The organism is Rhodococcus sp. IEGM 27 (assembly GCF_033142305.1).
GTDB lineage: Bacteria > Actinomycetota > Actinomycetes > Mycobacteriales > Mycobacteriaceae > Rhodococcus_F > Rhodococcus_F oxybenzonivorans.
Genome location: NZ_JAWLSG010000003.1, coordinates 749318 through 774325 on the forward strand (window position 1 = coordinate 749318; position 25008 = coordinate 774325).

The window sequence follows — 25008 nt, forward strand, 5'->3', positions numbered from 1 at the left end:
ATCGCCAACGGAGCCCCCGGACCGCGACGTACGGTGGCTTCATGAAGTGGTCGAACGCCCTCGGGATCCCGGCCGCCGCGCTGGCCGCCGTGGCCTCGTATGACCTGCTCCAGCGACGGCACGCTCTGCTGCGCAATTTTCCCGTCCTGGGCCACGGCAGATATCTGCTGGAGTCGCTCGGGCCGGAGCTTCGGCAGTACATCACGACCAACAACGACGAGGAGCGTCCCTTCACCCGCGATCAGCGTCGCTGGGTGTACGCGTCGTCGAAGAAGGAAACCAACACGTTCGGGTTCGGCACGGACAACGACATCGAGTTCACCGACGGCTACACCATCATCAAGCACCGCACGTTTTCCGACATCGCCCCGTCAGCCGTTCCCGGGGGTGGTGACACACTTCAGCTTCCGTCGGCCAAGGTTCTGGGTGCGGCACGCGGCCGGGCCAAGGCCTTTCGTCCACACTCACTCGTCAACATCTCGGCGATGAGTTTCGGCTCGCTGTCGTCGGCGGCGATCACCGCCTTGAATCGCGGTGCCACGGCGGCGGACTGCCTGCAGAACACCGGTGAGGGCGGGCTGTCTCGGTACCACCGGAACGGTGCGGATCTGGTGTTCCAGATCGGTACCGCCTACTTCGGGTGCCGGGACGAGGACGGCCGGTTCGATCTCGATCGACTGATGTCCCTCGTCGACTCCGCCCCGGTACGGGCCATCGAGATCAAACTCAGCCAGGGTGCGAAGCCGGGCCTCGGTGGCCTGTTGCCCGGCGCGAAGGTCACGGCCGAGATCGCCGAGATCCGCGGCGTCCGGGAAGGCAGCGACTGTGTCAGTCCTTCACGGCACACCGCGTTCCACGACGTCGACAGCATGCTCGACTGGGTGGAACTCGTCGCCGCCGAGACGGGACTGCCGGTGGGCATCAAGTCGGCCGTCGGAGACTCCCGGTTCTGGGAATCGCTGATCGAGGAGATGGCCCACTCCGACCGGGGCGTCGACTTCGTGACGATCGACGGCGGCGAGGGAGGCACGGGGGCGGCGCCGCTGGTGTTCTCCGACGCGGTCTCGTTGCCGTTCCGCAGTGGATTCGCCCGGGTGTACTCGATGTTCGCCGAGGCGGGACTCACCGACGGCGTCACGTTCATCGGCTCCGGGAAACTCGGCTTGCCCGACAACGCTGTGGTGGCGATGGCTCTGGGCTGCGACATGATCAACGTTGCCCGCGAGCCGATGCTCGCAATCGGCTGCATCCAGGCCCAGAAATGTCACACCGATCGATGCCCCACGGGAGTGGCCACCCAGAGCAGCTGGCTGGAACACGGCCTCGACGCCCAGGCGAAGTCGGTGCGGGCCGACAACTACATCCGATCGCTGCGGCGGGACGTGTTCAAGGTGGCCGAGGCGTGCGGAGTCGCTCATCCCGGACTGATCACGGCTTCGGATGTGGAGGTCGCGGACGGCAACCGCCGCGCGACTACTCTCGCCGAGCTCTACGGTTACCGGGACGGGTGGGGACTTCCGGGACTCGCCGATCGCGACGAGATCACCCGGCTGATGGCCGAATACGCGGCTGGTCCGGTCGGGGAGACCGGCTCATCCGACGCGCAGACGAAGCCCGGAACTACCGGGGCCACCGGAACTACCGGGGCAGACGGTCACCGCTGATACACGTCGGGGATGCCGTCGCCGTCGTCGTCCCGGCTCTCCGCAAGCGCGATGGTGCGGTAAGCGCCGTTGCGCATTCGCAGGACCGCCGCGGCCAGGACCGCGGCGGTCAACGATCCGGTCAGTACGCCCACCTTGACGTGATCACCCCGCAGGGAGTCCATGCCGAAGGCAAGGTCGCCGACGAGGAGGGAGACGGTGAACCCGATGCCGCCGAGCAGGGCGACTCCGAGGACGTCGAGCCAGGCGAGGCCGGAGTCGAGGGTCGCCCGGGTGAACCGCGACATGAGGTAGGTGGTGCCGAAGATTCCGACCGCCTTGCCGATCACCAGGCCGGCGACGATACCGAGCGCGACCGGGTCGCGTAGCGAGGTGCTCAGTCCGGAGAATCCGCCGATGGTGACCCCTGCGGCGAAGAAGGCGAACAGTGGCACTGCGAATCCCGCCGAGATGGGCCGAATTCGATGCTCGAAGTGTTCGGCCAGACCGGGTCCGGCCTCGGGACCGCCGCCCTTCTCACTGCGCATCACGGGAACGGCGAAGCCGAGGAGGACGCCTGCCACGGTCGCGTGAATCCCCGACTCGTGCACGAGGATCCACGTGGCCGCGGCGAGGGGCAGCAGGATCCACCAGGAGCGAACGCGTCGTTGCACGGCAACGGTGAACAGTGCCAGTGGGATCAGCGCGAGAAGCAATGGACCGAACGCGAGCTCGTCGGTGTAGAAGACGGCGATCACGGTGACGGCCAGCAGGTCGTCTACGACTGCGAGGGTGAGGAGGAAGGTGCGCAGGGCTGCCGGAAGGTGAGTGCTCACGATGGCGAGGACGGCCACCGCGAACGCGATGTCGGTGGCCGTCGGAATCGCCCAGCCGGCGAGCGCCCCCTCGCCGGTGCGGGCGTTGACCAGAACGAAGACCAGCGCGGGGACGGCCATGCCACCGACGGCTGCGGCGATGGGAAGAGCGGCGCGGCGAGGATCACGCAGGTCGCCGGCCACGAACTCCCGCTTGAGTTCGAGGCCCACGACGAAAAAGAAGATCGCGAGCAGACCGTCGGCGGCCCACGTCCCGAGCGTGAGGTTCAGGTGCAGTGAGGCCGGCCCCACGGTGGTGTCGCGCAGCGCCGTGTACCCGTCGGACCACGGCGAGTTCGCCCAGACCAGAGCGATGACCGAGCCGATCAGGAGCAGCGCTCCGCCCACCGTTTCCTTGCGGAGGATGTCCGAGATCCGTGCGGTCTCCGCCCACGATCCGCGGGAAAACAGCGTCGATCGGGTCTGGGATTCGTTCACGGCACACTCCTGGAAATCGGGTCGACAAAATACTTGCCGACCAGACTTCCCGGCGCACCGTTGACGACCCTACCGTCCCGGGGTGGTCACCGTCTGCGCGCGGTCACCAGGAGGTACTCCCATTCCATGGCGGTCCCGTCGAAGTGGCGTCGCGCGAGGTCGGCGAGTTCACCGTCCAGTGCGGCCACCCGCTCCGGGTCACCGGCAATGTTGCGGTACACGGCGATCGTGGGGCCGTAACGCTCCTTGAAATAGTCGCGGAACTCCTCGGGCGTCGGAAACTTCTCGACGTGCAATGTCTGCCGCGTCGACGTCAGATCGGTGACTCTGTCGCCGAACAACGCCCGGACGTGTTCCTCGCGACCCCAGAGCGGTGGGGGTTGCGCGCCGGGTGGGGGAGCAGGGGCATACGGTTTCATCGTCGCGAACATCTGACCGATGAAACCCTCCGGCGTCCAGCTGAGCAGTCCGATCCTTCCACCCGGACGACAGACACGGACGATCTCGTCGGCGCTCTGCTGGTGGTGCGGCGCGAACATGACACCCACACAGGACATGACGACGTCGAACTCCTCGTCGTCGAAGGGCAGTGCCTCGGCGTCCGCTTGCTGCCATTCGACAGCAGCCCCCGCCGCAGCAGCCTCCCGGCGTCCCACATCGAAAAGTTCCGGGGTGAGGTCGCTGGCGACGACGTGTCCCCCTGCGAGCGCGGCAGGAATAGCGGCGTTTCCCGATCCCGCTGCGACATCCAGAACGTGGTCGCCCGCCCGCACCTCGCACGCTGCCACCAGCACCGGTCCGAGGTCCGGGATCACCTCGCCGGCCAGCGACGGGTAGTCGCCGAGCGCCCACATGGCGCGGTGCCGGGTTTTCAGCTCGCGGTCGGCCTCGACCGCGTCGATCGTGTCCTTCATCTCGAAGACCTCCTGTGGTCGGATGGGCGCCTGGCTGTCAGGACGCTCAGGTGCCAGCCTTCGCGCAACGGGTGCCCGGGAAAAGGCACCCTGGGGTGGTTTCCGGCTCCCGCCCGACCTCAGCCGTCGTTGCGGAACTGCGCCGCGAGTTCGCTGCGGGAGCGAACGCCGAGCTTCGCGTAGACCCGTGTCAGGTGGTACTGCACCGTCTTGACCGACAGGAACAGTTCTCCCGCTGCCTCCTTGTTGCTGGCACCACCTGCGACGAGTTCCGTCACCGCCTGTTCCTGAGGCGTCAGGTCCGCGAGTGAGACACGACTGCGCTCGAGGTTGAGTCCGCCCGCCTTGATCTCGCGGTCGCACCGCAACACGTACGACGTTGCGCCGAGGGCCGAGTATCCCTCCCGCGCGGCTTGGATCACCGCATCGGCCTCACGGCGTTTACCGGCCCGTCGCAGGGTCTGGCCGTACGCGAAGTTGACCCGGGCGCGGTCGTAGGGCAGGGGCAGCGTGTCGAGATGCTGCAGTGCTTGCTCGAAGACGGCTCGGGCGGCGTCGATATCGCCGCGGGCACCGAGTATGCGTCCGCGGGCATAGCCGAGCCGCGCCTGGGCGGAACGGTGCTGTCGCGCTGCGGCCCGTTCCTCGTGGGGGATGAGGAAGGTGTCGGCGTCGTCCACCCTCCCGACCATGACGAGCGCATTCGCGTAGACGTCCGGCCAGTGCCAGAACCCGGGTTCGTCGACGCCCTCCCGCGGCTGGAGCCGGGTGAGGGGTTCGAGTGCGCGAATCACCGTGGGGTAGTCGGCTTCCACTTCGGCGCACTGGGCTCGTGCCAGTGAGGAAGGTAGGAACATGATCGGGTAGTCGTGGAGGCTCGCGGCCGCCCGCCGGAGGTGGTGCTGTGCGGCATCGCGATTGCCACGCAGCGCCTGCGTCTGCGCTCCCGTCCAGTGCACGAGTGGCCGAAGTAGGTCCAGCCCGACATCCTCCAGCTGACGCGCGGCACGTTCGACGGTGGTCACAGCCCCACTCCAGTCACCGAGGGCGAACTGGGTGCGTGCCAACCAGGCCTGCGCCCACAGCGAAATACGGGCCGACCCCATCCGGAATGCCGTCGGCACGGCACTTTCGAGTTCCTGCCGCGCGGCCTCCGGTTCGTCCAACGCCAGGTCGAGCCACCCTCGGGCCATCTCGAAGCGTTGGGACTGGGCGCCCAGTGCGACTGTGGCCGACAGGTGGTCGTACGCGGCCCGCGCCTCGGTTGTCTTGCCCGTAGCTGCCAGTCCTAGGCCCATGATCGCCGCGGATTCCACGGCCGAAGGATCGCTCGGGTCGACGAGTGACACTGCCCGCGAACCCCACTGGACGAGGTCGGGCCCGTGCCACCGGGCCAGGGAGTCGAGGACCCGGCGCTGACAGATCAGTGCGGCGGTCGCCGGATCCGTGGCGGGGTCGCAGGCAGACCACGACTGCGTGAGCAGCAGGTCGGCCTCCGCGGGGCGGCCTCGCTGGATGGCCAGATAGCCGAGGACGGCGTCACGGAGCGGGCTTGCGGGGAAGCTTTCGATCTCGGGTGCGAACGCGATCGCCTGCGGCAAATTTCCGGTCCCGACCAGGGCGTCGACGGCGCGGATGAGGCGTTGCTCTCGCATTCGTCGGTCTGCGCTGAGACGGCTCGACTTGATCAGGGCGTCCGCGACGGCGGACCAGGCCCCGACCGTGGCCCGGTGGACGGCGTGGCGGTCGAGTTCATCGGCGAGATCGGGGTCGGGAAACGGCGACGCGGCGGCCAGATGGTCGAGGCGCTGACTGTCGTCGTCGACGATGCGTGCTGCGTGCTCGTGCAGGTCGCGCAGACGGATCGGGCCGAGGTCCCGGTAGACGGCGGCCCGAGTGAGTGCCGACGGGAACACCAGCACGGTGACGCCGCGATGCTCGCCCATCGTCAGCAGTCCCGCTCGGTGCGCCTCGTCGAGTGCTTCGACGGGATTCGCGATGTCCGCAAGTTCGGCGGCATCGGCGAAACGCGGATCACCGACGAGGACGGAGGCCGATTCGACCAGGGCGCGCGCGGGCGCCGAGCACGCCGTGAGCCGCGAGCGCACCGACGCGGTGACCGCCCGGGGGACGGGCAGCACGGGTTGCCAGTGGGACCAGGCGTCCGGATCCACTTCGTGCAGGAGTTGCGTGACGTGTCGGGGATTTCCGGCCGTGTGCTGCGTGAGCTGGTGCGCTACGGGAGCTGGAAGGTCCACGTGCGCAATACGGTTCGCGAGTGTTCGAATGTCGGACGCATCGAGGGGCGGGACGCACAGCCGGTGACGGTGAAGTCTGTCGAGGAGCTCGAGCACGTCGGGCGAGACGTCGGCGGTCGGTTCCGACGTCGTGATCAGAACCAGCATGGCAGGGCGGTCGAGAAGAGGAGTCGCCGACGTGACGGCCTGCAAAGATTCGAGGTCGGCCCAGTGTGCGTCGTCGACCACGACCACGACCTTCCCCCCGGGAAGTGCGGTCACCGCGGCGGCGAGCTCGTGGGCGACGCCCAGAGGATGTCGTGCGGTACCTGCGGACCCCAGCAATTGCTCGACCACGCCGAACGGGTGCCCCGTCGCCCAGGGCGTAGACACTGCGGCAAGCGTCGGTACCTCGGAGTGCGCTGAAAGGAACGCCTCGACGAGGGTGGTCTTGCCGATGCCGGCGGCCCCTTCGACCAGCACGACGGCCGGCATGTCGGGAGTCGCCCCGTGCAGGAAAGCCTCGAGACTTGCGAGCTCACGCGAACGGCCGACGAGTTCGCTGTTGGCTGGGTCACTCACAAGGCTCACCGTATCGCGACGCGATTTCGGGCGGGTGCCTGGCAGAACGGCGGAACGCTTGTAACGTGAGGTGAGAAGCAGCTGATCGACACGGACGCAGCAGTCGAGAGATCCGGTGCACTTATGACGACGGACGCGAACTCCACCAAGCTGGAGCGGGTGGTCATCCGCTTTGCCGGCGATTCGGGTGACGGCATGCAGCTGACCGGGGACCGGTTCACCTCGGAGGCGGCGGCGTTCGGCAACGATCTCGCCACGCAACCGAACTTCCCCGCCGAGATTCGTGCTCCGCAGGGCACATTGCCCGGGGTGTCGTCGTTCCAGATCCAGATCGCCGACTACGACATTCTCACCGCCGGTGATCGCCCCGATGTGCTGGTGGCAATGAACCCGGCCGCGTTGAAGGCGAATCTGCCCGACCTGCCGCGCGGCGGGATGATCATCGTCGACATGGACGGGTTCACCAAGCGGAACCTGTCGAAGGTCGGGTATGCGGCCAGTCCGCTCGAGGACGATTCCCTCGCGGACTACACGGTGCACCCGGTCCCGATGACGACGCTGACGGTGGGCGCGGTGCAACCTGCGGGCCTGAGCCGAAAAGACGGTGAGCGGGCCAAAAACATGTTCGCGCTCGGATTGCTCTCGTGGATGTACAACCGGCCCACACGCAGTATCGAGCAGTTCCTGCGCACCAAGTTCGCGGCGAAACCCCAGGTTGCGGAGGGTAACCTCCTCGCCTTCACGGCGGGGTGGAATTACGGGGAGACGACGGAAACCTTCGCCACCACCTACGAAGTCTCGGCCGCGACCCTGCCGCGGGGCACCTACCGTCAGGTGACCGGCAACACCGCGCTGGCCTACGGAGTGGTGACGGCAGCGCAGCTGGCCTCGCGCGAGGTGTTCCTGGGTACGTACCCGATCACTCCGGCGTCGGACATCCTGCACGAGCTGAGCAAGCATCGAAACCTGGGTGTCACCACCTTCCAGGCGGAGGACGAGATCGCCGGTATCGGGGCGGCCCTCGGGGCGTCGATCGGCGGGGCGCTGGGGGTGACGAGCACGTCCGGGCCGGGCCTGGCGCTGAAGAGTGAGGCGATCGGGCTGGCGGTGATGACGGAGGTGCCGTTGCTGGTGATCGACGTGCAGCGCGGTGGGCCGTCGACCGGTCTGCCGACCAAGACGGAACAGTCGGATCTGCTGCAGGCGATGTACGGGCGCAACGGTGAATCGCCCGTCGCGGTGCTGGCGCCCCGGTCACCCGCCGACTGCTTCGACACCGCCGTCGAGGCCGCGCGGATAGCTCTCACCTATCGCACGCCGGTGCTTCTGCTGTCCGACGGTGCCATCGCGAACGGCAGTGAACCGTGGGCTGTTCCGAATGTGGCGGACATGGACCCTATCGACGTGGACTACGAGAAGGTGCCTCCGCCGGAGGGGGTGTTCGCGCCCTACGCGCGCGACCCGGAGACGCTGGCCCGCGCCATGGCGGTGCCGGGCACCACCGGGCTCGAGCACCGGATCGGTGGGCTCGAGAAGGCCGACGGCAGCGGTGACATCTCCTACGATCCCGCCAACCACGACCTCATGGTCCGGCTGCGGCAGGCGAAGATCGACGGCATCACCGTCCCGGATGTGGTGGTCGACGATCCGTCCGGTCAGGCGGAGTTGCTGTTGATCGGGTGGGGTAGTTCGTACGGTCCCATCGGTGAGGCGTGCCGCCGGGCCCGGCGGGAGGGGAAGAAGGTTGCCCGGGTGCACCTGCGACACCTCAACCCCTTGCCGTCGAATCTCGGTGCGGTGCTTCGCAGTTATCCCACAGTGGTGGCACCCGAAATGAACCTGGGGCAGCTGGCGATGATTCTTCGGTCGAGGTACCTCGTCGATGTGCAGTCGGTCACCAAGGTGCAGGGTCTCGCGTTCCTCAGCGACGAAATACACAAGGTGATCGACGCGGCGCTGGCGGGAACGTTGCGCGAGCAGGAGCTGGCCAAGACCTCCGACGCGCTCGCTTCGGCCACCTATCGGACGAACCGCCCCCGGCAGGAGGAACCGGCGTGACCCAGATGATCAATCGCATCGGGAGGACTCTCGGGCTCAGCGCGACCGCGCACGTCCCACACACCGATGTAGCGCAGAAAGCCAAGGACTTCACCACGGACCAGGAGGTGCGGTGGTGTCCGGGCTGTGGCGACTACGTCATCCTGGCCACGATCCGCAGTTTCCTGCCGGAGCTCGGCCTGAAGCGCGAGAACATGATGTTCGTCTCCGGCATCGGATGTTCGAGCCGGTTCCCCTACTACCTCGACACGTACGGCGTGCACTCGATCCACGGCCGTGCCCCGGCCATCGCGACCGGGCTGGCGGTTACGCGTCCGGACCTGTCGGTTTGGGTGGTCACCGGTGACGGTGACGCCCTCTCCATCGGTGGCAACCACCTGATCCACGCGTTGCGGCGCAACGTGAATCTGACGATCTTGTTGTTCAACAACCGGATCTATGGCCTCACGAAGGGCCAGTACTCACCGACCTCGGAGGTCGGGAAGGTCACCAAGTCCACCCCGCTGGGGTCGGTGGACCACCCGTTCAACACGTTGTCCCTGGCGCTCGGTGCCGAGGCGACGTTCGCGGCCCGCGCCCTGGACTCCGACCGCAAGGGCCTCACCGAGGTGCTGCGTGCGGCCGCGGCGCACCGGGGCACGTCGTTCGTGGAGATCTTTCAGGACTGCCCGATTTTCAACGACGGCTCGTTCGACGTGCTCCGCAAGGAGGGTGCGGAGCAGCGGCTGATTCCATTGACCCACGGAGAACCGATAGTGTTCGGGAACGCTGGCGAATACTGCGTCGTGCGTGCCGGTTTCGGTCTGAAGGTGGTCGAGACCGCCGACGTCGACCGTGACGAGATCGTCGTGCACGACGCCCATGCCGATGATCCCGACTACGCGTACGCCCTCTCGCGGCTGTCCGACCAGGACCTCACCCACACGGTGACCGGCGTATTCCGCAGCGTTGTGCGCGACACCTACGACGATGCGGTACGCAGGCAGAACGACCTCGCCCGCGAGAGGGATCCCGTAGACGAGGGCTCGCTCCAGCGGCTTCTGACCGGTCACGACACCTGGACCGTTTAGGCGGTGACGGGCGCAACCTCGGCGCGGAGGGCGACTCGTGCGCGCGGTACGAAGAACGTGACGAAGGCGCCCAGTACGGCAATGCCCGCGAACACGGAGAATGCGACCTGGCTGCTGATCCCTGCACTGATGAGTGCGCCGCCGATGAGGGGTCCGAAGATCCCGCCCAACCGGCCGAATCCGGCGCACCATGCCACTCCCGCAGCGCGGGCAGAGGTCGAATAGTAGTTGGACACGAAACCGTAGATCAGCACCTGAGTTCCGATCGTGCCCACTCCGGCGACCGCAACCGAGGCGAGCAGCACCGGGAGCGGGAATCCCAGGGTGAGCACCACCAGCGCGACCGCAGCGAGGAAGAACGTGGTAGCCACGACGCGCTGAGGGCCGATACCGTCGGCGATCTTGGAGGCGATCAGACCGCCGATGATGGCGCCGCCGTTGAGGACCAGCAGGAAGGACAGTGACCCCTTGGCGTTGAAGCCAGCGTCTCCCATGATTTTCGGCAACCAGGTGTTGAGTCCGTAGGTGAGGAGGAGACCGGAGAAGCTCATCACACCGAGAAGTCCTGTCGCCCAGGCATACCGTCGGGTCGCGAGGGCCGCAAATCCGACCTTCTCGACCGAAGCGTGTTCGAGGGCGATCTCCTCTGCGTCGGGCATGGGGATACCCGTGTGTTCGGAGATGCGGCGGGCCTTGTCCTCGTGCCCGCGTGCGACGAGCCACTTCGGGGACTCCGGCAGCTTCATGAGGGCCAGGGGCAGCAGCGTGACGAGCGGGAGTGCGCCGATCCAGAACAGGCCGCGCCAGCCGATCGCGTCGCGGAGCACTATGGCCAGCAGAGATGCGAGTACACCGCCGGCGGGTACTCCGCTGTAGACGATGGCGTTGTACAGATTGCGTTTTCCGGGAGGCGCGAATTCGGCGACCATCGCGCCCACGGTGGCGACGAGTCCACCGACACCGATCCCGGTGAAGAATCGGAGCAGTCCGAAGGTGGTGATGCTCGTGGCAAGCGCCGCGAGCCCCATACCCACGGAGAACCACACGATGTTGATCAGCATCATCCGGCGGCGGCCGAGATAGTCGCCGATGGCGCCCGACGCCAGCGCGCCGACCATCACACCGACGAGGGCGTAGGAACCGAGCGCGCCGGCCTGGGCCGGCGAGATCGCCCCGAGTTGACTGGGGTCGTCGAGCAACATCGGGAGGATGGTGCCGTAGACGACGAGGTCGTAGCCGTCGAAGACGATGGCGATGGACGCGAGTGTGACGATCCAGGTGACGGCCCTGCGATGGCGAGGGCTTGCCCAGCTGTCGGTCGTGGACGGGTTCATGATGATCTCCGCTCGGGAAGTGTGACGGCGAGCCGGATTGCCCGCCGATGAGGCGGTGGAGATATGTGGGGCTGCTAGCCGAGATCGCCACCGGCGACGGGCAGTACCGAGCCGGTGATGTAGGAGGCCTCGTCGGAGGCGAGGAAGAGGATCGCAGCGGCCTGTTCGTCGAGGGTGCCGTACCGCTTCATCAGCGACGAAGAGACGGTCTGGTCGACGATGTGCTGGTACCACGCCTTCTCTTGCTCGGATTCGGTACCGGGACCGCGTGGGACGCGGCGCGCCGGTGCCTCGGTCCCTCCGGGAGCGGTGGCCACCACGCGAATTCCGTACTGTGCCGCCTCGAGCGCGAGCGACGCGGTGAGAGCGTTGACCCCGCCTTTCGCGGCTGCGTAGGGCACGCGATTGACTCCGCGGGTTGCAACCGACGACACGTTGACGATCGTGCCGCTGTGCTGCGCGATGAGGTGCGGCAGTGCCGCGCGGCACGTCCACAGCGTCGGGAACAGTGACCGCTGCACCTCCGCGGCGATCTGTTCCGGCGTGTAGTGCTCGTACGGTTTGGCCCAGATCGTTCCGCCGACGTTGTTGATCAGCACGTCGATCCGGCCGTGCTGGGCGCGGGCCTCGTCGATCGCGTCCTGCGCGTCGGTGAACTGTTCGAGGTCCGCGGTGATGCTGTGTGCCTCGGCCCCTTTCTCCCGCAGTTCCTTGGCGACGTCGTGGACGAGTTCGGCGCGGTCGACGAGGACGACGGACGCGCCCTCGTCGGCGAGCCGGGTTGCGACGGCCAGCCCGATTCCCTGTGCGGCGCCGGTGACGGTGACGGCCCTGCCGTCGAACCGATTCGCGTAGAACGCCGGCCTCATGCGACTGTGCTGTTCTCGATGGCGCGGCACATGGTGGCCTTCGCGTGTGCGCTGTGCGCGACGATCAGTTTCCGCGCGGAGTCGCGGTCGCTCCTGTCGAATGCGGCGACGATGTCGAGATGCTCTTGCGGGATGTGCTCGTCGACCCAGCCGGAGTTCCGGAGGACCTTGCGCATCAGCTGGGTGACCTCGAGCCGGTTGTACGCCTCGAGCAGCACCTCGTTGCCGGTGCAGCGGAACAGGAACTCGTGGAATCGGAAGTTGGCGTCGGTGAACGCGTCGGCGTCGGTGAAGTGGTCCCGGTCGATCGAGGCGCCGGACGCTTCGGCGAGGATGCGGTACTCGCCCAGCTGTTCCGGAGTCAGTCTGCCGATGGTGAGTTCGAGCGCGCCCAGCTCGAGTGCCATGCGGGCGTCGAACTGCGCATCCGACTCGGACAGCGGCTGGTGCTCCTCGCCGATCTCGTACCCGGGCACAGCGGATTCGGGCGTGTCGGCCGGGCGCGGCGCGGGTGTCTCGGATCCGTGGGGCGTCGCCGCGTTGTTGAACTTCTCGAAGTAGAAGTTTGCCGGCGTGATCCCCTCCGACTTCAGGTGGTCGCGGACGGCTTCGACCATGGGCGGCGGCCCGCACAGGTACACGTCGACATCACCGTCGTTCAGATGCGCCGGCTCGAACAGCCCGGTGACGTATCCCTTGTTCGGCGCGCTGCTCGCCGGATCCGATACGCAGTAGTCGAATGTGAACTGCGGCAGCGACTTCGTGTATGCCTCGAGCTTGTCCAGTTCCACGAGGTCCGCGTCGGACGAGACTCCGTAGACCAGGTGCACGGGGTGGTCGGCGGCGTCGGTGCGCATCTTGTCGAGGATCGACAGCAGCGGGGCCAGCCCGGTGCCGCCGGCGAGTAACAGGGCGCGACGCTTCTGCTCGCGGAGGAAGAAGCTTCCCATCGGGCCGGTGAACTCGAGCGTGTCGCCGACCTGTGCGCGGTCGCGCAGGTATTCCGACATCAGGCCGCCGTCGGTGATCTTGACCAGAAACGACAGTTCCTCGGACGTGGGCCCGGTGCTGAACGAGTACGAGCGCGTTGCCTCGGTCCCGGGCACGGTGATGTTGACGTACTGCCCGGGAAGGAACACCAGATCTTCGCGGTTCGCGATCTCGATCGTGAACCCGATGGTGGTGTCGGAGAACCTGCGGATCTCCGTGATCGTCGACGAGAACGTTCCTGCGGCGGTCTTGGCGACGTCGGAGGTCGTCGGGATCTGCAGCACCAGATCGCTTTCCGGCATCATCTGGCACGGAAGGCAGTAGCCCTGCTCCGCCTCGTCGTCGGTGAGTGCTTCCTCGATGTAGTCGCCGCCGTCGTACGTGCCGGATTCGCAGAGCGACTTGCAGGTGCCGCACGCCCCGTCTCGACAGTCGAGGGGGATGTTGATGCGCGCGCGGTAGGACGCGTCGGCGACCGTTTCGTCGCCGTCACACTTGATGAAGCGGGTGATCCCGTCCTCGAAACTCAGTGCAACTTGGAAAGTCATGAAGAACAGCTCGATTCGCGAAGAATGGGGAAGAAGTCAGATGTGGTAGATGTCGACCACGTGGTGGATGTAATCGTTCTTGAGCACGACCTTCTTCTTCAGGATCAGAGGCTGCTCACCGGAGAAGTCGATGGTGTAGAACGAATTCCCGAAGTACGTGTCGACCGTGTTGTACCGGAAATAGAGGGTGAACCAGTTGAACCGGACGTCCACGACCTCGCCGCGGCGCTCGGTCACCTCGACGTTCGAGATGTTGTGACCGGTACGCGGTTCCGGCAGGCTCGTCGCGCTCGACCTGTCCGTCTTGATGCGGAACACCCGATCCTCGATGCCGCCGCGGTTGGCGTAGTAGATCAGGGAGATTTCGGTCATCGGGTCGGTGGTCAGTTCACCGTCGTCGGCCCATGCCGGCATCCAGAACTCGGAGTCGGGGTGATAACACTCGATCCACTTCTCGAATTCACGGTCGTCGAGGTAGCGGGCCTCACGGTAGAGGAACTGCTCGATATCGTGCTGGGTGACGGTGTTTTCGGCTACTGCAGTCATGTAACTTTTCTCCCTCAGCGGTTGTTCGCAGCAGCGGCAGCGTCGGCGTCGAGTGCCTTGGTGAGCGCCTGCACCCAGTAGCCGTGCTGGATCGGGTAGAGGCCCTCGTCCTCGGTCTTCACACCACTGGAGATGGGGTTGATACCGATCTTCTTTGCATCCTCGTCGGGGCCCCGCAGTTGGTGGGTGACACCGCGGCTGAGATCGTTGAACGGTGCGGCACCGGCCTGGTACGTCTTCTGACAGGAGCGGAACTCCTCGAGATCGTCCGGGGTGGCCATGCCGGTGGCGTTGAAAAAGTCTTCGTACTGGCGGATGCGGGCGGCACGTGCCGCCCGGCTCTCACCCTTGGGGGCGATGCAGTAGATGGTGACCTCGGTCTTGTCGACGGAGATCGGACGGAAATGCCGGATCTGCGAACCGAACTGGTCCATCAGGTACACATTCGGGTACAGGCACAGGTTGCGGGACACCCCGATCATCCAGTCGGCGCGGTCCTCGCCGTACTCGGCGACGAGTTCGTCACGACGCTCGTTGAGGGGCCGGTTGGCGGGGTCGGCCCACTTGGTCCACAGCAGCAGGTGACCGTTGTCGAACGAGTAGTACCCGCCCTGCTGCTTCGACCACTTGCCGGCGTCCATCGCCTTGGTGGCGTTGGTGGATTCGCCCGACTCACGACGCGAGGTGGTCGCGGCGTAGTTCCAGTGGGTGGCGGACACGTGGTAGCCGTCGGCGCCGTTCTCGGTCTGCAGTTTCCAGTTGCCGTCATAGGTGTAGGTGGACGCACCGCGCAGCACCTCGAGGCCCTCGGGTGACTGGTCGACGATCATGTCGATGATCTTCGTGGTGTCACCGAGGTGTTCCTCGAGCGGCGGGACATCGGGGTTCAGGCTGCCGAACAGGAATCCGCGGTAGTTCTCGAACCGCGCAACCTTGGTGAGGTCGTGGGAACCGTCCTTGTTGAACTGTTCCGGGTAGCCGGCCTCACGCGGGTCCTTGACCTTGAGGAGCTTGCCGGAGTTGTTGAACGTCCAGCCGTGGAACGGGCAGGTGAACGTGGTCCGGTTGTCCGTCTTCCGCCGGCAGAGCATGGCGCCGCGGTGGCTGCACGCGTTCACCAGGGCGTTGAGTTCGCCCTCCTTGTTCCGGGAGATGACGATCGGCTGGCGGCCCATGTACGTGGTGAAGTAGTCGCCGACGTTCGGGATCTGGCTTTCGTGGGCCAGGTAGATCCAGTTGCCCTCGAAGATGTGCTTCATCTCGAGTTCGAACAGGTCCTCGTCGGTGAAGACGCTGCGTCGCACCTGGTAGCGTCCGGTTTCCGCGTCCTCGATCAGTGCGTCGGCCAGCTTGGCGCGAACGTCGTCGGACGGCGCTGTGTACAGGGTTTCAGTCATGGGATCCTCCAAGATCTCCGGGGGCTTGCGCCCTGCGAGGGCGCCCGGGTCCGGCAATGGATTCCACTCTTGCAGCCTGTGCGCTGCATCACACTAGGCATTTACCGAGTACTGCCTAGGACATGTTCGCGATGCGCACACCGGGGCCGGCAACCCCGGTGTGCGCGACGATCAGACGGCCGGGGTGAACTTCTCTCGGAAGATCCGCCGCGGAGCCATACGCCGACGCTTGAACGCCTTGACGCCGGCGTCGACCATGGCGGGTGGCCCGCACAGGTAACCGGAATAGCCGCGACAGGTATCGAAATCGTCGACGAATGCATCGGTGACGTAGCCGGTCCGACCGGGCCACGTCTGGTCACTCAGGCATGGCCGGTAGCGGAAGCCGGGGTGCGCGCGTTCCCACTCCTGGAACAGGTCCACGTCGTAGAGGTCGGCTTTTTCGCGCACGCCGTGATACAGATGAACCGTGCGGTCGGGTATAGCCCTGAGTGCCTGGGCTGCTATCGATTTGAGCGGCGCGAGCCCGGTTCCGCCGCCGAGCAGGATCATCGGCCCGTCGTCGTCGGTGTCGAGGCAGAAGTCGCCGAGCGGGCCCACCATGTCGACCCGATCGCCCACACTCAACGGTCCGAAGATCCAGTTGTCGGTGGCCAGCCCGCCGGTTTGGCGGCGAATGTGAAATTCGAGCACTTTCGACTCACTGGGGGAGTTCGCCATCGAGTACTGGCGCCCCTGATCCGAGCTCGGCACCCGTAACTCCACGTACTGCCCGGCCGAGAACTCGAGCGGACTGTCGAGAGTGACGAGTAAGCGCCGGGTGTCGCGGGCGATGTCCTCGATTCCGCTGACCGTGCCTACCAGATCCCGCAGGGCATGAACGGTCGTCGCGGGTGCCGAGTCCAGCCGCTCCACCACCGTGTCACCGCAGGGAGCAGCCTGGCAGGCCAGCGCGAACCCGGCGTCGCGCTCGGCCGCACTCAGTGTGCTGTCGGGAGATCGGCGATGATCCACCGAACCCGACACGACCCGAAGTTTGCAGGTCCCGCACGTGCCCTGGTTGCACGAGTTGGGCATCCAGACGCCGCCGCGGAGAAAGGCGTCGAGGATGGCCTGATCGGGACCGCACTGGACTGTGTCGGTGCCGACGGACACGGTGTGTGTCTCGGTGCGGGTCATGGTCATACCTCCCAGGTGGCGTGCAGTGCTGTCGGGCCGCGGAAACCCCAGCCCCAGAATTCGACGTCGGCGCCGGTGTCCCGTTCGAGGTTGGGGATTGCCTCGAAGAGCTCCTCGAGCCCGATGCGGCACACGTGATTGGCGAAGTAGATACCGGCGCAGGCGTGCTGTCCGGCGCCGAACGCCAGATGGGGCAGCGGTGGGCGCGTCATGTCGTACTCCGTCGGAGCGTCGTACACCTCGGCGTCGTGGTTGGCGGAGCCGTAGGACATCAGAACGACCGAACCCTCGGGCAGGAAGACGTCGCCGACTGTGACGTCCTTCGTGCTGATGCGGGCCGTCGCCGACCAGATCGGGGAAGTCCAGCGCATGCCCTCGGAGATGGCCCGCGGGATCAACGCGGGTTCGTCGATCACCGCCTCGAGCTGCTCCGGACGGCTGAACAGGCCGACGAGGGTCGACGCCATTGCGTGCCCGGGCTCCTGCATCGCGCCGAGCAGGAAGACGAAGAGTGTGGGATAGATGTAGTCCCGCTCGCGTACCTGTCCCTCGGGCATCCCGTCGTGCAGCCAGTGGGAGATGGCGCTGTCATCGGGATTGACGATCCAGTTGTCGATCAGGGGGTCCACGATGGCCCGGATCTCGGCCTTCGCGTCATCGCCCTGGATGAAGCCCTCCGGGTTGGTGAACTCACCGTTCTCGTCCACGCCGGCATTCGTGAAGGAGTTCGACAGCCGGTGGAACCAGTCGCGTAGCGTGTCCGAGCTGACGTCGTTCAGGCCGAGCAGGTCGCCCAATGCCCGCACGCTCACCGGCTCGCAGTACTGCGACACCAGGTCGGCCTTCCCGTGGTTCTCGAACTGCTCCACGTAACGCCGGGCAATGGGGCGGACGAGTGAATCGACCCAGCGGTCCACCTCCGACGGCTGCAGAGCGGGGTCGACCATCGAGCGGAGGTCGCGGTGGATATCGCCGTTGACCCCGATCACCGCGGGGTGGCCGAACGTGCGGCCGCCTGCCTTGGTGATGATCCCCTCGAAGTCGGGGCTGGTGGCGATGGCTCGGCACAGCTCCGCAGTGGTCGCCACGTAGGAGCCGAGAACCGGGAGGTACGCCAGTGGAGCCTCGGTACGCAACCGCTCGTACACGGGGTAAGGGTTGCGTTCGAGTTCCGTCATGGTGATCTCGTCGATCCAGGAAAGGGTCGCAGTCATGTGATTCTCTTTGTTCGATAACAACTTTCGCTGCAACGGCGGGTTAAGGAGAATGTAGGGGCCGGCTCTCGGGCGCGTCTAGCCGATTCGCGCGACGGCTGGACGATGTGCGCGACTAGTTGTGATTGGTATCTCAGTTATCCTCGACTCAGCGGGACGGCACAGCTTCAATGGAGGTCGGAACGACGTGTGGACGAGGCAGGTGTAGGCGATGGCATCGACGATTACCGAGACGCATGACTGGGACGCGGCGTCGAGGGCGGTGGCCGGTGCGTACTTCCCGCACACGTTGACGGACCTGTCTCCGGACGGCTCCCTGAAACTCTCGATGCGTACCGTCGATTTCGGGCCGGTCACCCTCGGCAGACTGGGCTGGGGTGCGGACGTATCGATCGCCTGCGACTACCCGGGCGCGTACGAGGTCAACATCCCGCTCTCCGGCTCCCTGGAGTCGCGCTCCCCGGTGGGCGACGTGGTGTCACGGCCCGGCCAGGCGACGGTGTTCCGGGCGAACGAACCCACTTTGATCAGCCGGTGGAGCGGGGATTGCTCGGTGCTCGGCGTCAAGTTCGACAGCGAATACCTCGAACGGGAAGCGGATCGGATACTCGGCACCGACGTGCGCCCGAAATTGCTGCTGCCCTCCCAGATCGACCTCACCGACGCCTCGGGCAACAGCTGGTTCCGACTGTTGAGGTCGCTGACCGCGCAACTGCGTGAACCATCCGACCTGCTCGCCAATCCGGTAGTGGGACCGCAGCTCGCCGGCGCCATCACCGCAGCTTTCGTCCTGGCAGTCACACCGGATCAGGACGTGCACAGGACGGCGCCGCGTCCCCGCATCGTCAAGCGCGTACTCGACGGCCTGAACGACGACCCGGCCCGCGCGTGGACGGCGGCAGACATGGCCCAGCTGGCGGGCACCAGCGTTCGCCGGCTGCAGGAAGGGTTTCGCGAGTACGTCGGGCGCAGCCCGTCCGAATGCCTCCTCGACATCCGCTTGAGCCGCGCCGACGCCGATCTGAGGGCGCGGGAGCCAGGTGTCACGGTTTCCGACATCGCTGCGCGGTGGGGGTTTACCCACGCCGGCCGGTTCTCCGCTGCATACCGTCGCAGGTACGGCAAATCCCCGTCAGAGCTCGTGCGCTTCTGACGGGGATCGCGCGTGTGTAGTTACTTGTTGCCGAAGTACGAGACGTCGTCGTTACCGATGAGGTCCGGCACCGTCCAGCCGTCGAGGTCGTACTCGGCCAGGCACTGCTCGGCCAGGCCCTTCATGGAGGCGACGTCACCACGGTTCTCGGCGGCGAAAAGCAGCTCCGCCTTGACGTTCTCGTGGTTGCCGGAGTAATTCCGCTCGTAGAGTTCGTGGCGGCCACCGAACTCGGTGCCGATCGAATCCCACAGCGCCTTCATGATTTTCACGCGGTCGACCGCGGTCATGCCGTCCGAGCCGCGAACGTACTTGTCGAGGTACGGACGCACGTCGGGACTCTTGAAGTCGGCGGCCGACGACGGCAGATAGATCAGCCCGGATGCCACATCCTGCTCGATGATCTCCTTGATGCGGGGGTAACCCTGGATCATGAACATGCGGTAGGTGAGGCCGTATTCGAGCTTGGGGATGACGGTGTCGCCGATCCAGGGCTCCGGGTTGCGTGCCATCGATTCGGTGAGGGACCAGAACAGGTTGCGCCAGCCGATCACTTCACCGACGCGGGTCTGCACGCCTCTGAAGCCGCCCGCTCCCGTGGCGTCGAGTGCCTTCATCAACATGCCGGCGATGAAGTCGAGCTTGACGGCGAGGCGGGTACAGCCCTGAAAGGTGAAGCGGGGCAGGAAGCCCGACTGCGGGAAGAAGCCGTTGATCTTGTCGACGTCGCCGTACATGAAAACGTTTTCCCACGGCACGAGGACCTTGTCGAAGATGAAGATGGTGTCGTTCTCGTCCATCCGGCTCGACAGCGGGTAGTCGAACGGGGTGCCCATCACCGCGGCGTTCTGGGTGAACGAGGACCGGCAGATCAGCTTCACGCCCGGTGCGTCCATCGGCACCGTGCAGATGAGCGCGAATTCCTTCTTCTTGATCGGCAGACCGTAGTGGGCGATGAAGTTGTAGTTGGTGATAGCCGAACCGGTCGCGACCACCTTGGCACCGGAGACGATGATGCCTGCGTCGGTTTCCTTCTCCACCTTCATGAACACGTCGCCGACCTCGTCCGGAGGCAGCTGCCGGTCCACGGGAGGATTGATGATGGCGTGGTTCCAATACAGGACCTTCTCCTGCGACTCCTTGTACCAGCGCTCGGCGTTGTCCTGGAACGGCGAGTACAGCTCCTTGTTCGCGTGGAGGGTTCCGAGGAAGGACGCCTTGTAGTCGGGGCTGCGGCCCATCCATCCGTAGGTCATCCGCGCCCAGGTAGCGATGGCGTCGCGCTCCTTCAGGAGGTCGTCGGACGAGGTCGGCGCCTTGAAAAACGGCATGGTGACGCCGCCGTTGCCGGTATCGGTGGGGGTGGTGACCTTGTCGACGTGCTCACCGGTGTGCATCGAGTCGTAGAGACGGGCAGTCATGCGAATGGGGTTCCGGAACGCCGGGTGTGTGGTGACGTCCTCGACACGCTCGCCGTGTAACCAGATCTCACGATCGTCACGCAACGATTCGATGTACTCGTCGCCGGTCATCGGCCGCGACGCGAAGTTCTTCGTGCGATTCACCTCGCTGTCGGCGGCGACGTTGACCTTGGTGCGGTCGACGGCGGTCTCGGGGGCGGATTCGGTGGTGGTCATCGAGATGGCCTTTCTTCGGGAATCGGAATCAGGAGACGGTGTGGAGATGGAACGGGGTGAACGAGGTGGTGGCGTCGAACCAGCCACTGTGCGGGTCGTCCATGGAACCGTTCCAGGCGGCCGAAGCCGACGGGGCGCCGAGGTCGTGGAATGTGCTGCGGTAGAACAGCAACGGATCCTTTCCGGTGGTCTGAGCGTCGACGATCTCGCCGATGAAGATGAGATGGTCGCCGCCGTCGTACTCGGCCCACGGCACGCACGACAGCGTGGCGGCCGAGCCGCAGAGGACGGGGGCGGTGGGGCCGTCCGTCCACGTCGGCTGCGGCTCCTGCGGCCGGCCGGCGAAATGCAGTGCTGTGTCGACCTGGTCGGCGGCCAGGATGTTCACCGCGAAGGGCGCGTTGCTGAGGTAGCGGCACGCCTTCGACTTACGGGTCAGCGTCACCTGGCACAGCCGTGGCTCGAGGGAGACGGCGGTGAAGGCGGTGACGGTGGCCCCGTGCGGTTCGCCGTCGGAGTTGCTGCATGTGATGACAGTGACTCCGCTGGCGAACTGTCCGAAAATGTTCCGGAGTTCGCGCTGTTCCATGATCGGAAGCCTCCCTTCGTGTCGGGGCGCTGGTGCGGTGAACACGAAGGTACGACCAGGTCCACCGCGCGTCGATCCGCTGTGCGAGGTGCCGATCCACTTTGCGCAGTGACTCGGATCACGGCGGAAATTGCAATCGATGGTGTCCGCAGTCACACTTGTGCCATGTCGACCACGTCCAGGTTCGTCCGTTCCGATGATTGGGACGAGGCGTCGCACGTGGTGTCGGACGTCTACTTCCCGCACCGCCTGACCCCGCTGAGCAGAGAGACCGCCGGCAATACAGTCGCGGAAGCCGTGGAGCTGGGCCCGGTGAAGATCACCCACATCGGGTGGGGAGCCGACGTATCGATCCAGTCGGATCACCCGGGTGCGTACGCGGTGAACGTGCCGTTGTCGGGACACCTGGAGTCGGTGACCGGGAAAACCGAGGTGTCGTCGGCACCCGGGTCGGGGACCATTTGTCCACCCGACACCACGACGCTCATCACCGACTGGAGCAAGGACTGCTCGATCATCGGGGTGCGGGTCGACCGCGACTACCTCCACAGGGAGATGGCGCGGATTCTGGCGCGACCAGGGCTGCGACTTCCCCCGCAATTCGATCTGACCAGCGCGAACGGTGCCAGTTGGCTGGCGTTGGTGCGTTCACTCCTCGATCAGATGTTGCGTTCGGACGGTGTCTACGCCAACCCCCTCGTCGCCGAGCAGCTGTCGGGGGCGGTCACCACGGCACTCGTCCTGGCAGCGATCCCGGACGACGAGACGGCCGGTGCCGGTACCCGGCCGCGCATCGTCAAGCGGGTCATCGACGAGATCCACGCCGACCCCGCGCGGGCGTGGACGGCGGCCGAGATGGCCGAGATCGCGGGTGTCGGGGTCCGCCGCCTTCAAGAGGGATTCCAGGAGTACGTCGGGGTGAGCCCCCGCGACTACCTGCTCGACGTGCGACTCGATCGTGTCCACGCCGACCTGCTCTGCGCCGACCCCTCGGCCACGGTGTCCGATGTCGCGATGCGGTGGGGGTTCACCCACACCGGCCGGTTCGCGGCGGCGTTCCGGAAGAAGTACGGGGCGGCGCCGTCGGACGTGCTGCGCGGCTGACGTCGTCCGGTCGGTCGCCGTTCGGCCTGGCTACGACAGGGCGCCGATCCGGGCGCGCGCCCGCAGCGCGATGAGTTCCCGGGCGTGGGCCTCGAGCCCGCGATCCTCATCGGATTGCGGAATCCATTGCCGCACTGCGGTTGCGGCGCCCACCTCGCCGATCGCGGCGACCACGGTGAGGCAGTGGGTGGTCAGATTCATCTCACCCGTGCGCGGATCGCCTGATCGCACGTGCACCGAGATGTGCATGGTCTGCGCCCCGGTATGGAGCAGTCGGGCATCGACCTCGACGACGTGACCGATCTGGATCGGCCGGTAGAACCGGACCCCACCGGCGTACACCGAGACGCACGGACCGCCGCTCCAGGCGGTACCGCAGAGGTAGGCGGCCTCGTCGATCCAGCGCATCACCGTGCCACCGTGGGTCTTGCCGCCCCAGTTGACGTCGGTGGGGGCTGCGAGAAATCTCATGACCGACACGGGTGCCGTGCCCTTGTCCGTGTATTCCTGCCTGCTCATCGCCTCTTCGATGTCGGCGCGGAGTCCGATCCGCATGATCGCCTCGTCGGCTTCGGCGTGGTCCTCGGCGGTGACGGGCAGCCACGCCGGGACGTTTTTCGGCTTACCGGAATCATCGACGGCCACGAAGATCACCAGACAGTTACTGGCCTCGGTGAACTCACCGGTCCGCGGGTCGGCGGAGGACACCGTGCACTGGATGTGCATGCTCGAGCGGCCCGTGTGCACCAGCCTCGCCTCAACTTCCACCAGGTGACCGGACTCGATCGATCGGGTGAAGCGGATGTTTCCCACATAGGCGGTGACGCAGTAGCCGCCACTCCAGCCGACCGCGCACGCGTAGGCGGCCTTGTCGATCCACTCGAGGATGCGTCCGCCCTGGATCGATCCGCCCAGGGTTGCTACCTCCGTGGGGGCCGCGAGGAAGCGGAGTGTGATGCTGCGGGGAGGGGTGTTCATCGATGTAATCCTCGAGGATGCGACGTGGCCGGCACAAAGCGCGAACCGGGGCGGCGAAACGTCGTTGTCCGCCGATGGCGGGGTAATTATCCCACGGATGTACCGGACCCACCCGTCCCCGATGTGAACGGGCCGCGGGTTGACGAACCGTGTGACTACAAGCACACTCGGAAGCGACCGCACAGCGTTCTCGTGGTACGCATAGCGTACGAGAGTGATCGGATCTAATAATGACCTCGACGTCGACCACGTCCGCACCGCACGTGGACCGGGCAAGCCTCGACCACGTCGACCTGGAGTTCTACCTCCCCGCCCAGCGAGTGCTGCCCTGGAAGGCAAACCTCGCGGCACTCCCCGGTGAACCCGGAACTCCGCTGCGCATCACGGGAGTGGTGCGGTCGCGCGACGGCGAAACGTTGTCGGGGGCAGAGCTCGAGGTGTGGCACGCGGACGCCGACGGATGCTATTCCGGGTACTCCGTGGAGATTCTGCGCAACAACCTGCGCGGCATCGTCGTCACCTGCGCCGGGGGTCGCTTCGACATCTCCACCATCAAGCCCGCGCCGTGCGAATTCTCCAGCGTCCCAAGCGGTAACGAGGTGGGTCACATCAACGTGATCGTGCATGCGCGCGGTTACCGCTCGCTCGGGACGCGGGTGGTGCCGCCGCCCGGTGCAACGCACCAGATGTCGTGCGAATTCGTGCTCGACCCGCTGTAGCCGGACCGCAGCTGTCAGCCCGCGAACCCCATGTCGGCGCTGAGGGCGGCCGCGGCGGCGAGGACGCACGGCACGGCCTGTTCCCGGAATTGTGCGGGCGTATTGCGTGCAGTGGAGGTGGAGCAGGCCACCACGCCCACGACGGAGCCCGCCGCGTCGCGGACCGGGGCGGCCAGCGAGATGAGTCCCTTTTCGAGCTCCTCGGACGTCAACGCGAATCCTTGCTCACGCACCTTGGTGAGTTCACGTTCGAGCTCTGCGGCGCTGCCGATGGTGTCGGGTCCGAGTTTGGCGAAGGTCGACTCGCTGACCACGCGTTCGACGACGTCGGCGGGAGCCCACGCGAGCAGTGCGCGCCCCATCGACGTGGCGTACGCGGGGACCCGGGTGCCTACCGAGACGTTGATGCTCATGATCCGGCGGACGGGAACGCGCGCTGCGTAGACCACGTCGGCCCCGTCGAGCACTCCCAGCGAGGCCGACTCCTGAGTCTTCTCCGCCACCTCGAGCAGTCGGGGCATCGCCGCCTCGATGAGGGCGTGCGACTCCGAGTAGTGCTGCCCGATGCTGAGCACGCGGGGGGTGAGCGACCACCGGCCTCCCGAGCCGGCGACGTAACCGAGCTTCTGCAAGGTGAGCAGGATTCGACGGACCGCGGGACGCGAAAGCCCCGCTTCGGTGGCGAGCTCGGCCAGTGTCGGGTTGGGGCGCTGCGCATCGAAGGCCAGAAGCACCGCGAAGCCACGCTCGATGCTCTGGATGTAGTCGCGATCGTTCTCGGGCATTGCGGCCTCCACCAGCGGTTTCGTCAGGGTGCACGGAAGTCGGGGTTGACATTTCAATGTGACTGCGCGCACAGTAGATGTGTACGCACAGCGTGATACTAGTACGCACAGCGTACATAACGCAAGACCTCGGCGCGTGAACACCCACC

General features: G+C 66.1%; 20 protein-coding genes. 6 read left to right on the forward strand and 14 right to left on the reverse strand.

What is annotated here, in order from left to right; all coding sequences use genetic code 11:
* Positions 1-41 precede the first annotated feature (41 nt).
* A complete protein-coding gene (locus tag R4P95_RS14410) occupies positions 42-1664 on the forward strand; it encodes an FMN-binding glutamate synthase family protein (RefSeq protein ID WP_317744068.1) in 1623 nt (540 codons plus the stop codon).
* Here the strand turns inward: R4P95_RS14410 and nhaA are convergent.
* From nhaA to R4P95_RS14425, 3 genes are all read right to left on the reverse strand, one after another.
* Positions 1655-2956 carry a Na+/H+ antiporter NhaA gene (gene nhaA, locus R4P95_RS14415; RefSeq protein ID WP_317744067.1) on the reverse strand — a complete coding sequence of 434 codons (1302 nt, stop codon included), beginning with the start codon at positions 2954-2956 and terminating at the stop codon, positions 1655-1657. The genes R4P95_RS14410 and nhaA overlap by 10 nt on opposite strands.
* 86 nt (positions 2957-3042) lie before the next feature.
* Positions 3043-3870: a class I SAM-dependent methyltransferase gene (locus R4P95_RS14420; protein ID WP_317744065.1), complete on the reverse strand. Its 828-nt coding sequence runs from the start codon at positions 3868-3870 to the stop codon at positions 3043-3045.
* 119 nt (positions 3871-3989) lie between these two features.
* Complete coding sequence (locus R4P95_RS14425) at positions 3990-6689, reverse strand: helix-turn-helix transcriptional regulator (protein WP_317744063.1); 2700 nt, start codon at positions 6687-6689, stop codon at positions 3990-3992.
* Between the two features lie 123 nt (positions 6690-6812).
* On the opposite strand from R4P95_RS14425, the gene R4P95_RS14430 reads away from it, so the two are divergent.
* Both R4P95_RS14430 and R4P95_RS14435 read left to right on the forward strand, forming a co-directional pair.
* The gene (locus tag R4P95_RS14430; RefSeq protein WP_317744062.1) at positions 6813-8747 is read left to right on the forward strand and encodes a 2-oxoacid:acceptor oxidoreductase subunit alpha; all 1935 of its coding nucleotides are present in this window, start codon (positions 6813-6815) and stop codon (positions 8745-8747) included.
* Positions 8748-8752: 5 nt separating this feature from the next.
* On the forward strand, positions 8753-9817 hold the full coding sequence (locus R4P95_RS14435) for a 2-oxoacid:ferredoxin oxidoreductase subunit beta (protein WP_317744604.1): 1065 nt from the start codon (positions 8753-8755) through the stop codon (positions 9815-9817).
* On the opposite strand, the gene R4P95_RS14440 is transcribed toward R4P95_RS14435, so the two are convergent.
* From R4P95_RS14440 to R4P95_RS14470, 7 genes are all read right to left on the reverse strand, one after another.
* Complete coding sequence (locus R4P95_RS14440; protein WP_317744060.1) at positions 9814-11151, reverse strand: aromatic acid/H+ symport family MFS transporter; 1338 nt, start codon at positions 11149-11151, stop codon at positions 9814-9816. The genes R4P95_RS14435 and R4P95_RS14440 overlap by 4 nt on opposite strands.
* Before the next feature lie 74 nt (positions 11152-11225).
* Positions 11226-12020, reverse strand: coding sequence for a 1,6-dihydroxycyclohexa-2,4-diene-1-carboxylate dehydrogenase (locus R4P95_RS14445; protein ID WP_317744058.1), 795 nt, complete (start codon positions 12018-12020; stop codon positions 11226-11228).
* The gene (gene benC / locus R4P95_RS14450) at positions 12017-13558 is read right to left on the reverse strand and encodes a benzoate 1,2-dioxygenase electron transfer component BenC (RefSeq protein WP_317744053.1); all 1542 of its coding nucleotides are present in this window, start codon (positions 13556-13558) and stop codon (positions 12017-12019) included. Before benC ends, R4P95_RS14445 begins: the two co-directional genes overlap by 4 nt.
* A gap of 36 nt (positions 13559-13594) precedes the next feature.
* Positions 13595-14104 carry a benzoate 1,2-dioxygenase small subunit gene (gene benB / locus R4P95_RS14455; protein WP_317744049.1) on the reverse strand — a complete coding sequence of 170 codons (510 nt, stop codon included), beginning with the start codon at positions 14102-14104 and terminating at the stop codon, positions 13595-13597.
* Positions 14105-14118: 14 nt separating this feature from the next.
* Positions 14119-15501, reverse strand: a complete 1383-nt coding sequence (benA, locus tag R4P95_RS14460; RefSeq protein ID WP_317744047.1) for a benzoate 1,2-dioxygenase large subunit — start codon at positions 15499-15501, stop codon at positions 14119-14121.
* A gap of 171 nt (positions 15502-15672) precedes the next feature.
* A complete protein-coding gene (locus R4P95_RS14465) occupies positions 15673-16680 on the reverse strand; it encodes a 2Fe-2S iron-sulfur cluster-binding protein (protein WP_213576189.1) in 1008 nt (335 codons plus the stop codon).
* A 2-nt stretch (positions 16681-16682) separates the two neighbouring features.
* Entirely contained in the window at positions 16683-17894 is a 1212-nt protein-coding gene (locus R4P95_RS14470) for a cytochrome P450 (protein ID WP_213576190.1), read from the reverse strand.
* 211 nt (positions 17895-18105) lie between these two features.
* On the opposite strand from R4P95_RS14470, the gene R4P95_RS14475 reads away from it, so the two are divergent.
* Positions 18106-19047, forward strand: a complete 942-nt coding sequence (locus R4P95_RS14475) for an AraC family transcriptional regulator (protein WP_317744046.1) — start codon at positions 18106-18108, stop codon at positions 19045-19047.
* Positions 19048-19067: 20 nt separating this feature from the next.
* Here R4P95_RS14475 and R4P95_RS14480 read toward each other — a convergent pair whose 3' ends face one another.
* On the reverse strand, positions 19068-20684 hold the full coding sequence (locus R4P95_RS14480) for a 4-hydroxyphenylacetate 3-hydroxylase family protein (RefSeq protein ID WP_317744044.1): 1617 nt from the start codon (positions 20682-20684) through the stop codon (positions 19068-19070).
* Between the two features lie 28 nt (positions 20685-20712).
* Positions 20713-21273 carry a flavin reductase family protein gene (locus tag R4P95_RS14485; protein WP_159923621.1) on the reverse strand — a complete coding sequence of 187 codons (561 nt, stop codon included), beginning with the start codon at positions 21271-21273 and terminating at the stop codon, positions 20713-20715.
* Between the two features lie 165 nt (positions 21274-21438).
* Here R4P95_RS14485 and R4P95_RS14490 point away from each other — a divergent pair, with 165 nt between their 5' ends.
* Positions 21439-22377 carry an AraC family transcriptional regulator gene (locus tag R4P95_RS14490; RefSeq protein WP_317744041.1) on the forward strand — a complete coding sequence of 313 codons (939 nt, stop codon included), beginning with the start codon at positions 21439-21441 and terminating at the stop codon, positions 22375-22377.
* 30 nt (positions 22378-22407) lie between these two features.
* Here the strand turns inward: R4P95_RS14490 and R4P95_RS14495 are convergent, their stop codons facing one another.
* Complete coding sequence (locus R4P95_RS14495; protein WP_317744040.1) at positions 22408-23355, reverse strand: acyl-CoA thioesterase; 948 nt, start codon at positions 23353-23355, stop codon at positions 22408-22410.
* A gap of 230 nt (positions 23356-23585) precedes the next feature.
* On the opposite strand from R4P95_RS14495, the gene R4P95_RS14500 reads away from it, so the two are divergent.
* Entirely contained in the window at positions 23586-24074 is a 489-nt protein-coding gene (locus tag R4P95_RS14500) for an intradiol ring-cleavage dioxygenase (protein ID WP_317744038.1), read from the forward strand.
* A 14-nt stretch (positions 24075-24088) separates the two neighbouring features.
* Here R4P95_RS14500 and R4P95_RS14505 read toward each other — a convergent pair whose 3' ends face one another.
* The gene (locus R4P95_RS14505) at positions 24089-24859 is read right to left on the reverse strand and encodes an IclR family transcriptional regulator C-terminal domain-containing protein (RefSeq protein WP_213576196.1); all 771 of its coding nucleotides are present in this window, start codon (positions 24857-24859) and stop codon (positions 24089-24091) included.
* Positions 24860-25008: the final 149 nt, after the last annotated feature.